Annotated in this window: 9 protein-coding genes and 1 pseudogene; 4 read left to right on the forward strand and 6 right to left on the reverse strand. The window is 66.4% G+C overall.

Features of this window, described 5'->3' with window-relative positions; all coding sequences use genetic code 11:
• Window positions 1-423 precede the first annotated feature (423 nt).
• Window positions 424-1,098, forward strand: a complete 675-nt coding sequence (locus F8M74_RS19590; protein WP_228560834.1) for a DUF4476 domain-containing protein — start codon at window positions 424-426, stop codon at window positions 1,096-1,098.
• A gap of 204 nt (window positions 1,099-1,302) precedes the next feature.
• Here the strand turns inward: F8M74_RS19590 and F8M74_RS19595 are convergent, their stop codons facing one another.
• Entirely contained in the window at window positions 1,303-3,132 is a 1,830-nt protein-coding gene (locus tag F8M74_RS19595; RefSeq protein WP_141258470.1) for an aspartyl protease family protein, read from the reverse strand.
• A complete protein-coding gene (locus tag F8M74_RS19600) occupies window positions 3,129-3,944 on the reverse strand; it encodes a TrmB family transcriptional regulator (RefSeq protein ID WP_228560836.1) in 816 nt (271 codons plus the stop codon). The genes F8M74_RS19595 and F8M74_RS19600 overlap by 4 nt, the downstream gene beginning before the upstream one ends.
• A gap of 300 nt (window positions 3,945-4,244) precedes the next feature.
• Between F8M74_RS19600 and F8M74_RS19605 the strand changes: the two genes are divergently transcribed.
• Window positions 4,245-4,847 carry a DUF4291 domain-containing protein gene (locus F8M74_RS19605; protein WP_141258468.1) on the forward strand — a complete coding sequence of 201 codons (603 nt, stop codon included), beginning with the start codon at window positions 4,245-4,247 and terminating at the stop codon, window positions 4,845-4,847.
• Window positions 4,848-5,052: 205 nt separating this feature from the next.
• Here the strand turns inward: F8M74_RS19605 and F8M74_RS19610 are convergent, their stop codons facing one another.
• Window positions 5,053-5,976 carry a hypothetical protein gene (locus F8M74_RS19610; RefSeq protein WP_141258467.1) on the reverse strand — a complete coding sequence of 308 codons (924 nt, stop codon included), beginning with the start codon at window positions 5,974-5,976 and terminating at the stop codon, window positions 5,053-5,055.
• A gap of 251 nt (window positions 5,977-6,227) precedes the next feature.
• Window positions 6,228-6,569: a hypothetical protein gene (locus F8M74_RS19615; RefSeq protein WP_140795252.1), complete on the reverse strand. Its 342-nt coding sequence runs from the start codon at window positions 6,567-6,569 to the stop codon at window positions 6,228-6,230.
• A 561-nt stretch (window positions 6,570-7,130) separates the two neighbouring features.
• Here F8M74_RS19615 and F8M74_RS37910 point away from each other — a divergent pair.
• Window positions 7,131-7,376: pseudogene (locus F8M74_RS37910) on the forward strand (DMT family transporter); the annotation flags it as partial.
• On the opposite strand, the gene F8M74_RS37915 reads toward F8M74_RS37910, so the two are convergent.
• Together F8M74_RS37915 and F8M74_RS19625 are read right to left on the reverse strand one after the other, a co-directional pair.
• Window positions 7,292-7,534, reverse strand: a complete 243-nt coding sequence (locus tag F8M74_RS37915; protein ID WP_239004964.1) for a hypothetical protein — start codon at window positions 7,532-7,534, stop codon at window positions 7,292-7,294. The pseudogene F8M74_RS37910 and the gene F8M74_RS37915 overlap by 85 nt on opposite strands.
• Window positions 7,519-9,024, reverse strand: a complete 1,506-nt coding sequence (locus tag F8M74_RS19625) for an endo alpha-1,4 polygalactosaminidase (RefSeq protein WP_141258466.1) — start codon at window positions 9,022-9,024, stop codon at window positions 7,519-7,521. Before F8M74_RS19625 ends, F8M74_RS37915 begins: the two co-directional genes overlap by 16 nt.
• A 299-nt stretch (window positions 9,025-9,323) precedes the next feature.
• On the opposite strand from F8M74_RS19625, the gene F8M74_RS19630 reads away from it, so the two are divergent.
• Window positions 9,324-10,445, forward strand: a complete 1,122-nt coding sequence (locus F8M74_RS19630; RefSeq protein WP_228560838.1) for a sterol desaturase family protein — start codon at window positions 9,324-9,326, stop codon at window positions 10,443-10,445.
• Window positions 10,446-10,552: the final 107 nt, after the last annotated feature.

Here is a 10,552-nt window from a genome sequence, read left to right on the forward strand (position 1 = left end):
ACCGAGCTCGTGAATGGGCGAGGATGCCTGCGGTTCACGCCAGCGCTTGCGCTTCACTCAAACGCGACGACCGAGGACGCACTCGTGGCTGAATTCGTAGCGCGCAGCGAGCCGATGTGGTGACTGTGCCTATCCAAAATGGCGGCGCAGACGCAGCGGCCGAACACCTCAAATGCCTCCTCTCGAATGGATGAGACAGGCCGGGCGGCACCGTTGCATTGAATCGTCGGCAAGAATCGCGGTCCGGGACGCATGGCTCGGGGCGCCCTACGCCGGGCACGACACCACGAGCAGCGAGGCTTTTTAGTCGACAAATGAGCCGTGAATAATCCACCCTGAAGAGCGTCCAGGTGGGCCAGTCGGTGAATGACTCCCCGCGCCCCAACGCGGCCACCGGCTTCTCATATAGAAAGAAAAAGCTCGATGAACTCGATTGCTCGCGCAGTGCTTGCCTCATCCATGTTCGCCGCGTCCTCCGCCTTCGCCCAGGATGTCGAGATGAACATCCATGCCGATGACATTGGCATGCCGTCGACCAGCATTTCCGTGGAGGGCATGTCCCCGGATGGCAACGCAGCGGGCGTCAACATGGAGATTCGTGGCGGCGGCGCTCGCATGGAGGTGAACGTGTCGGGAACCGGAACTCCGCCGCCGTCGGGGCGACATGAGCGCAGAGAGCACCGTGAGCATCGCGAGGAAGTCGCGCCGCGCGAGACGCCCGTCCGACATGTGCGGCACCACCCCGAGCCCGCGTTCCGCGACTGTGGGACGAACCAGGACCCGGGCTGCACCATGCAGCGCAACGGCCATTTCGCGATGGACGCGGAGACCTTCCACGGCTTCATGCAGTCCCTCAAGAGCACTCGCAACGAGCTGACGCGGGAGGACATGGTGGAGAAGGTGATGAAGCGGGCCTTCCTCACCGCGAAGCAGTTCGGCCTCGTCCTGGACCTGTTCCAGAACGACATCACCCGCCTGGACGTGGCGAAGACGGCCGCGCCCCGCGTGGTGAACCCGCAGCACGCGCTGGGGTTCTCTTCCAAGTGGAGGAATTCCATCTCTGCTGATGAGTACGTGGAGATCATCACCGAGCAGTAATCCACGGGATGTCGTTCCAGCAGCCACCGCGTGCCGCCGTATCCCCGCCTACCCTGCCCCTGGGTCCGCTTCGCTGGCAGCGGCTCAGGGGCCAGCGAAGCTGGCGGGGTGTTGCGCCACAAGCGGTCGCGTTGCCCCCTTGATGGATGGATGAGTCGCCTGGGCGGGCCGGCGCCCAGGAGCAGTGACGTGCTCGGCTGCGGCTCAGTAGTAGTCGCGGAGGGTGAGCCGGCGCTTGCTGCCGTCTTTCAAAGTGAGCACCACCGTCTGACCTGCTGCGCGATTTCGCCAACGCGCGAGTTCCGTGCCCGCGTAGTCGGGGCCAATGGGCTTGCCATCAATGGCAATGATTTCGTCCCCCACCTTCCAGCCCGAGCCGGCGGCGGGGCTCCCAGGGGCCACCAACTTCACCACGAGCCGCCCCTCCGCAGGGAGGGCAATCAGGCCGGACCGGTCCTTGCGGAAGGGCTGCCGCAGCGCGCGGGCATCGGGGACCAGCATCAGCGTGTCCGTCGCATAGTCCGTTATCATCCGGAAGCGTCCGAGGACGGCGAGCCCCAGGTTGCCGAGGAGCCGGTCCGAGGCGGAGATACTCTTGCCCGCGTCGTCGAACACCGTGGGCACGTCCTTCAGGGTGATGCCCGCCAGTTGAATGTCCTTCAGCGTCGCCACATCGCGCTCCCGGAGTCCGCCCACGGCTCCGGACAGCGTCTTGGAGCTGCGCCTTTCCGTGAGCAGCCCCGCTTGCTGCCAGTAGGCGGGGAAGAGCGAGAGTGCTCCGCCATTGCCCACGTCGAAGAGCACCGGAATGGGGGGACGGCCCTCAATGGAGAGCTGGACGGCGCGCTGCCCGCCCGCGGATTCGACCAGCGGGAGCCGAACCGCTCGCGGCGGAGCCTTGAAGCTGGACGCCTCATGGAAGGCGACACGCCGGTTGGGGAAGTCCACGTCCACGACGAGCTGGTTGAAGGACTCCTTGCCCAGGACGACGGGCAGCGGGTGGCCTATCAACCGTGCGACCTCGGACAGGTCAATGACGGCGACCGTCAGCCCCGTCAGTCGCAGGTTGCCCAAGGTGATGTCCACGCCGCCCGCGAGCTGGGCCTGTGCATGTCCTCCGCTGCCGACCGCCGCGAGCTGCCCCTGCGTCTTCAGCCCCAGTTCACGCGCATAGGCCGTGTCGACCACCGTCATCTCGGCGCCGCTGTCCAGAAGCACCTGCGTCGCCTGGCCATTCACCCGCGCTGGAATGTAGACGCGGTTCTCGTCGAAGAACTCGAAGGGGATGAAGCCGGTGCTGTGGTGACCTTTCGCGAAGCTCGCTTTGCGGACGTCCTGGGGGCGTTCGAAGACCGCGAACGGAATGGGTACGTTCAGCTCCAGCGTCTCCACCACCGTTCGTGAGTCGGAATCCGGGTTGTCGGTGAGCACCTCCTCCAGGAAGGGGATTCGCACGCCCTGGACCTGACGCCAGTCTCCCAGTCGCACGAAACGGGTGACGTTGTTCTCGCGGATGCGCAGGCCGTGGAGGGCTCCGTCGGCCTCATTGAGGAACAAGTCGTAGAGGTCTTCATCGCCAAAGGTGACGCGCACCACCTTCCAGGAGCGGCCGTCGCGCTGCGCGTCGGGTTGCAGCGCGAGCGTCGTGCCGGCGCTCCCCCGCAGCGCCGCCCCGAAGTCGAGCGCCACCTGGTGCCGGACATCGCGCGCGTCGGTGGACGAGGCATCTTCGACCTGTCCGCTGGCGTTCAGCTTCCAGCCGCCATCTGGGGTGATGGCCATCGACTGACGCATCACTCCGTAGTCCTCATCCCGGCGTGCCCTCCCGTCCCGGTGGCTCCAGGACTCCATCGGGCCCTGGAGTCCGCCTGTCACGGTCTTCCCTTTCGCGTGGATGCTCTCCAGCTGCGTGAAGGCGTCCCCGCCACGCCACGCGAGGTGGCGTGCGAGGAGCGGCTGCAGCGCCTCTGCCCCGGCTTCAGCGGGGCCAAACAGGAGGGGCAAGGTCAGCAGAACCGCGATGAGGCCTCTCATGGGGTGTCTCCGCGCTTGGAAGAGGAACGGGGCTGTCTCCCGACGAGCTGGCGCAGCCCCGGAGGACTCGAGTTGATGAGGGAGAAGGACCGCGCCAGCCGCGTGCGCGCGGACGGAGGAGCGCTCAACTGGATCTCCGCGGCCAGCCCACTGTGTTGCAGACAGGAGAGATAGACGCTGTCACTCCAGATGGCCTGCTTGACGCCGGTGCCATCCGGCGTGAGCAGCGCCACCAGGAACTCGCGGGCATCCACCACGAGCGTGAGTTGCGCACCCGGCCAGCGCTCCCGAACGAAGTCCGCGCTGGACGAGCGCACGCAGACGAAGGGAGCCTTGGGGGGTTCGTCATAGACAAGCCCCGCGATGGACACGCGTCTGGCGCTCGCTTCCGTGAGCGCCGGGGTGAGGGCCGCGAGGGGCGGCGGGAAGAGGTCGAAGAGCAGTCGCTCGGTGGCGCCGGCAATCATCGCCCGCGCGCGCTCCATCACCTGTGCGTGACTCTTGAGGTGGTAGATGCGGTCGTCTTGCACCGGGGCGTGGAGCTTGCGCAGCGCGTCCGCGGCCTCGCGCCTACGCGTCTCGAAGCCACGCTGGAGCGCCGTGAGCACTTCGTCCGGAGGAACGGGCCGGAAGGAGCGGGGCTCGCCCTCCTCGACGAGCACCGCCCCCTTGTGCTCGAGCGAGGCGAGCGCCTGGTAGATGCTCGGAGGCGCCTTCCCCAGTGCCTGCGCGAGCCGGTATCCGGTGGCGGGCGCCCCCTTGAGCAGCTCGCAGTACACCCGCGCCTCCACCTCCGTGAACCCAAGGGCCACGAGCCCTTCATCCGCGTCCATGGAGGCAGTGTTATTACTGACTGGTAATAATGGTCAAGTGACAGAGGGTCAAGGTGTGCCCCCGACAGAACCGTCGTGGAGACTGAGCCGCCGCAAAGGCAGCCGATTTCGCGGACGACAGCCCCCCTAACTCACGGCGGTGCTGGGGACCTCGGTGCATCGCCCCTCCTGATGCGGCCTGGCGGACCGGGAGGGTGGTCCAACACGCCCGCGTGGGCCTGCTACCGTGCTCGCCATGATACGTGGCTCGCGACAAACTAGTGGGATGGGGGCGCGGTCATGAGCGCACAACGGGAGGTCCGTGCCGACTTCGACCGGACATCCATCGTGATGTATCAGGCGTATCCGGACGCCATCGCGGACGTGGCGGTGGCGAGGCAGAAGTTCGGTCCGCCCTTCTCCACCGGGAGGATGACCTGGATAAAACCCAGCTTCCTGTGGCTCATGCACCGCTCCAATTGGGGACGCAAGAGCGGGCAGGAGCGGACGCTGGCGGTGCGCATCCAGCGCAGTGGTTGGGAGACAGCCCTGGGGCTCGGGGTCCTCACCGCCTACGAGCCGAAGGCCCACGGCTCGCCGGAGGCGTGGCGCGCGGCCTTCGACGCCGCGCCTGTCCATGTCCAGTGGGACCCCGAGCGCACGCTGCGTGGCGCAGGACTGCCCCATGACAGCATCCAGGTGGGGTTGGGCCGCGCCATCATCCAGCGCTTCGTGGAGGACTGGATTGTCTCCATCACGGACTTGACGCCACTCGTGATGAAGCTGCGCAAGCACCTGGACACCGGACGCGCGGAGCAGGCCTCGCGACTGCTCCCCCCCGAGACTGCCTATCCCGTGTCGGCGGAGCTCGTCCGTCGGCTCGGGATGCGCACCGGGCCATGAAGAGGGTGGATGGTCGAGAGACTGGTGGGAGGCTTCCGCCTGGGGCCTGCCCTCGCATCAAGGACACACGCGGAGGCTTCGCTCGCGTTCGCTACCTCGATGCCGAGGATGCTCTACCAACGTCCTGAATCCGCCGAGTAGCGGCTCGGAGTCGACTTTCGCCGCAGAGTCCTGGTGAGGCGCGGCGGGAGGAGCCGCCGGGGAGTCACTCCGGGTAGGAGGTCTTCGCCCGCGCCTTGCGTTCCTGCTCCTGCCGCTCCCGTTCGTTCAGGTGGCGCTCCATCTCGCTCGCGCCCGCGCGTCGTTCGCGCAGCTTCTCTGGATAGCGCGCGGCGATGAGGGGCGCGAAGTGCTCAAGCGCTTCCTTGAGGTCGGGGAAGGGCACGTCCGCCTTCTCGACCAGGATCTCCCAGGGCTCCGACACGGAGCCTCGGGTCATCTCGAAGCCGACCCCCTTGTCCGCCCAGGTCCCTGGGACGTCGATGAGGACGCTGATGTATTCGCCCACCGTGCACGACTCGATGAAGACCGACGTCGGGTGCTGGCGATGGCCTCGCTTGTCGCGTCGCTGGTAGGTGAGCGAACAGGCCTCGAGCGGTCTCAGCTGCTCCTGGACATGAGTCAACTCGGGGAGACCTCCCACGTCCGAGGTCGTCAGGAAGCCACCTTTCCGGAGGCCCGTAATCACCACCCCAATGCCACTGCCGAGGGCAATCACGGAGCCGATGATGACCAACACCTTCGTGCTGGAGTGCTTGTTGACGGGGCCCTGCGTGGCTCCCGTCACTCCCGATGCGTTGGCTGGCACCTCGGAGGTCTGATGCGCGGCGCCCCAGGGCATGGACGCAAGGCCGAAGCCCAACACGAAGGCCGCGAACCCGGAGACGCCCTGCATCAACGCTGGCGTGAGTTCGAAGGGCACCACGCCGAGCGTATTGAGCCACGCAATGGTCCTGGCCTCCATGATGGCGTTGCGGGACATCATCACGCCCAGCGCCCCAACGAGGCTCACGAGGGACCACACGCCAGTGACGGCGGGCACGTCGGGACCCGCGCGATTGCGACGCCACCTTCCTATCCCCGCGCCCACCAGCATGGGAACCCACAACAGCACCGACCTGAAGAACATCGCGGACTCCATCCGATTCATGGACATACCTTGCGTCAAGCCCAGGCCCGATCCAAGAACAAGTGCGACGCTCGCGCGAAGGGCATGTCTCTACGGGCTTGGACCTGTATCGCCCGGCGCACAGTCCGCGCGCCCCCCTCCAGCAGCCGTTTCAATCCCTCCCACCAGCCCGCTCCCTCGAACAGGGAAAAGCCCGGCCACCCTTCGCGGGTGCCGGGCTCTTCATACCGCGCTCGCGGCTCCGAAAAGACCTAGCAGGTCTTCCTGTAGAGCGCGAGGCAGTTGTCGACGAACTGCTTGTCGGTGCACTTGCCGTTCTGCTTGCAGGTCGCCCAGCCGTTGTAGCGAGGGTCCTTGCAGTACAGGAGCGTGACCCAACAGTTCGGGCCCATCGCGGAGACCTCACCGTCCGCGTCCCCCATCGACGCCAGCGGCTCCTCTTCCGAGGTCAGGGGGCTGTAGTCGAGGTTGATGCTCTCACCGGACTCGGTCGTCACCGTCTCCACTGTGTCCGTCGGCGCATCCTCCGCGCCCACACCACAGCCCACGGCAGGAACCACGGCCAGCATGAACCCCAGGAGCAGCTTCTTCATTGTTGTTCTTTCTTCCTCAGAAACCGAAACGCCTGAGGAGGGCGTTGCCATGTGGACGCGTCCCGTCCACGCTCACCACCCTACGACGAAGAAAACTCAGACCCAAAGCCGCAAATCGCGAATTGACCGCAAGCACACATATTCCTATCATCCTTCCGGCAGCAGCACGGTCAGGACATCCCAGCGCCCGCATGCGCGCGTCTTGAAGAAGCGTCGGAGACGCGTTCGCCCCCCTTCCCCGCCATGCCTGGTGACGCAATTGCAACGCCAGCCAAACCCATCACAAACCAGCATTGGGCACAGGTTACCTATTGGTTCCGGGCCATCCCCCTCTTCTACGAAGAGACCGGTCTGAATTGCCTCACCGACGGACAGCACCGTTCCTTCGTCGTGGAAGACGAAGCCAGCGATGCTTTCCGCGAGCTACGTACCCGGCCTTCCCAAGAGCGCGACACATGAGCGATTTGGAGACGGCGTGGCATGTGGAACAGGCGGGTAAGACGGGTGCGGACCGCGTGCTGGCCCTGACGCGAGGTGACGCGACGGTGCTTGTGGTGGCGGATGGAGCGGGAAACTCACGACGTGGCGCCGAGGCCGCGGAGGCCGTGCTTCGTGGTGTCCAGGACGCCATGGAGGCCGGAGCCGACGTGGAACGCGCGGAGACCTGGCGCGACGTGCTGGTGCGGTGCGACGCGGAGCGGGCGGCCTCGGGAGCTCTGGTTCTACGCGCTGTCGAAGGTGTCGGCCTCGAAGGTGGCCATCTTCTCCAACCTCCAGCCGGCGGCGACCGCGCTGGCCGCGTGGACGGTGCTGGACGAAGCCCTGCACTGGGAGCTCGCCGTGGGAGGCGCGCTCGTGCTGGTGGGCGGGCGGCTCACGCAGACGGTGAGGACGCAGCCGCCACCGGCGCCCCTTCCACCCGTGGCGGAGCGCCGGACGGCCAGAGCCGCTACTGCGGATCCCACCCCGCGTTCACCGTCATCCGGTCCAGCGCGCGCACGGAGACGTAGGGGACGAAGCCCGCCGCGCGTGAGCGGGTATAGGCGTCCGCGACGTGCGCGGCCTGAATGGCGTAGTCGGTGGAGAGCACCAGCTTGCCGGCCGCGCGGACCCGTGCCGCGTTCGTCCGGTTCTCCTCGCACCAGCCCTCGTCGCAGGCGTTGTCGTCGGACCAGTACATGTCCTCCATGCCCAGCCCGTCGATGGCGGGCAGGTAGGCGGGGTCATCCACCAGCTCCGGGGAGTTCTGGGGCATCACCTTGAAGGCCGGGTTGCGAGCCTTGGCGTACTGGCTGATGCGCTCGATGAGGGCCACCATCTTCCGCGCGAGGTCGGCGCGGTTGGTGCCCGCGGAGTTCGCGGGAATCTCCTCATACGTCACCACCATGTCCAGGTAGCACCCGTTGAAGCCCGCGGCGAGCGCCTGGTCGATGCGGCCCTGGACGATGGGCCACCAGCGCTCGTCCCAGTACTTCACGTACTGCTCGTCGGGCCAGCCGGCCACGGGGCCGAGCTTCAGGTCCTCGGGCACCTGGGGCCACTCGGGGCGATACTCCTCGATGGCGCCAATCTCGAAGTACGCGAGCACCTGCTTGCCCTTGTCCTTGAGCGCGGTGATTTCGGCAGCGGTGAACCAGCCATCGGAGCCGTCGCGCGACAGCTCGACGATGGCGAGGTCGAACTTCGAGTCGGCGATGGTGTCGAGCTTCCCCTGGGGATAGTTCGTGAGCTGGTAGGTGAAGCTGTGGACGCCCTCCCACGACACGGGCGTGCCGGCGTCGGTCCCCGTTCCCGCGTCGGAGGAGGTGCCCGCATCGCCAGGGGTGCCCGGGTCCGTGGGAGTCCCCGCGTCGCTGGGCGTGCCCGCGTCCGAGGCCGCGACCTGGATGCGCACCACGAGCAGGTCCAGCAGCGACGCATCCGCCGTGGACGTCGTGCGGTAGCGCAGCTTCACCGGGCCTCCGCTGACGAAGCGCTGGGGAGACGTCAGCGCGAGCGACGTGGCGGTCCACCTCCAGGACTGCGCGAAGGTGTTGTCACCCACCAGCACCCAGGCGCCCGCCGTGTAGTCCCACGCCTCGAACAGCCAGCGCATCTGCGACTTGAGGGGCCCTCGATAGTTGATGCCCACCTCGGCGGCGACGACGTCGGCGGCGCCCACGTCCGCGGGGAGCGAGTACGTGCACGTGGCGGAGGTGCCGGGGAAGAACTCGACGTACTCCGCCCAGCGGTCCTGCGTACCCGACAACGTCTGCGTGTGCAGCCCTTGGACGGTCTGCCCCGAGCCGATGGAGCCGCTTTCGACCTGGAGACTGGCGCACGTCAAGGTCCGGGTATCCGCGAGGACGGCCGTGTCCTCGCTCCGCTCCGCGCTGTTCGCCCTTCCGGAGGAACCACTACAGGCGAACAGCGCGATGCACCACAGACTCGTCCACCCTATTACCGCGACTCGCATGTGCGCTCCCTGTTCGCCAGAGCCGGGCCCCACCCCGATGTCGATGCGCTCGGCGAACGTGGCAGGCTTTAACTTCAGGCGCCCGGAATCAGCAATGCGATGTGGCGCGCGACACGCGACATTCAGCCATGTCCTGGAACATTCGTTCCTGTCTGGATGGAGTGGTGCGTTGCAGGTGATGGGGCCTGGCCTCTGGTGGAAGGTACACACGACCGCCGGAGCCAACGAGGCCGATGCTGGCCTCGGACGGGAGGTGGAATAGGCTTGCCCCAAGGCAATCTCTCTCAGGAAGACTCCTCTTGGACCTCCCCTTGACTCCTGCCCTGCGCATCAATCTGGGCAAGCGCGCTGGTGTCACCGGCGGCCTGCTGGGCGTGCTGTGCGTGTGCGTCGAATTCTGTTTTCTGTTTCCCCACTTGCTGGTGTCCAACGACGGCCGGGCCTTCTACGTGGAGCACCTGGGCGTGTTCCGGGGCATCCTCCAGGCCGCCATCGTCGCCACCTTCGCGCTGGGCGCATTCAGCGTGCTCACCTTGCGCTCCAAGGCGCATGGCGGCATCGCCATGCTGCTCGCGCTGGTGGCCATGCTGCTGGGCGGCAGCCAGGCGGAGCCACTCACCCACCAGCCGCGGGCGCTGAGCGCGGGCCTGGACTATTTCGCGCTGGAGCTCCTCGTGTTGGGGCTCCTGTTCATCCCCATGGAGCGGCTGTGGGGGCTCCACCCGCAGCGCATCTTCCGCGAGGGCTGGCAGACAGACCTCAAGCACTTCTTTGTCAGTCACGTGGGCGTACAGCTCATCTCCTTCTCGGTGATGATTCCGGTGCAGGTCTTCTTCTCCTGGGCGGTGCGCATGGACTTCCAGGCCCATGTGGCCGCGCAGCCCGTGTGGCTGCAATTCTTCGAAATCCTCCTGGTGGTGGACCTGGTGAGTTACTGGGTGCACCGCGCCTTCCACCAGGTGCCGTGGATGTGGAAGTTCCACGCCATCCACCACTCCAGTCAGCAGATGGACTGGCTGGCCAGCTCGCGCTCTCACCTGGTGGACGTGCTCGTCAACCGGTTCGCGGGGTTCATACCGGTGTTCCTGCTGGGCTTCAGCCCGGCCGCCATCTACGGCTACCTCGTTTTCGTGTCCTTCCACGCCGTCTACATCCACGCCAACGTGAGCCACCGCTGGCCCTATCTTCGTTGGGTCTTCGCGACGCCCGAATTCCACCACTGGCACCACACGTCCGATGAGGAAGGCATCGACAAGAACTTCGCTGTCTTCTTGTCCTTCATTGATGCGATTTTCGGCACCGCGCATCTGCCCGAGCACTGGCCGTCGCGGTATGGAACGACGAAGTTCCAGCCTCCAGAGACCTACCTGGGTCAGTTCGCCTATCCGTTCCAGCGGCACGAAGAAACGCCTTACGGATAGAAATGAAACTCGATTCCGGGTTCAAACGCGGTGGCCGTCTTCAGTGTCGTCGGTGTCCGCATGGACGCCTGCCCCGCCCAGTCCGACGCCACCACCGCCGGCACCTC

Origin of the sequence: Myxococcus sp. CA023 (genome assembly GCF_010998615.1) — a bacterium.
GTDB lineage: Bacteria > Myxococcota > Myxococcia > Myxococcales > Myxococcaceae > Myxococcus.

Bases quoted from the DNA above. Each gene is read 5' to 3' on its own strand.
- F8M74_RS19595 (WP_141258470.1), bottom strand. From the start codon at position 3,132: ATGAGAGGCCTCATCGCGGTTCTGCTGACCTTGCCCCTCCTGTTTGGC.
- F8M74_RS19590 (WP_228560834.1), top strand. From the start codon at position 424: ATGAACTCGATTGCTCGCGCAGTGCTTGCCTCATCCATGTTCGCCGCG.
- F8M74_RS19610 (WP_141258467.1), bottom strand. From the start codon at position 5,976: ATGTTCTTCAGGTCGGTGCTGTTGTGGGTTCCCATGCTGGTGGGCGCG.
- F8M74_RS19625 (WP_141258466.1), bottom strand. From the start codon at position 9,024: ATGCGAGTCGCGGTAATAGGGTGGACGAGTCTGTGGTGCATCGCGCTG.
- F8M74_RS19605 (WP_141258468.1), top strand. From the start codon at position 4,245: ATGAGCGCACAACGGGAGGTCCGTGCCGACTTCGACCGGACATCCATC.
- F8M74_RS19615 (WP_140795252.1), bottom strand. From the start codon at position 6,569: ATGAAGAAGCTGCTCCTGGGGTTCATGCTGGCCGTGGTTCCTGCCGTG.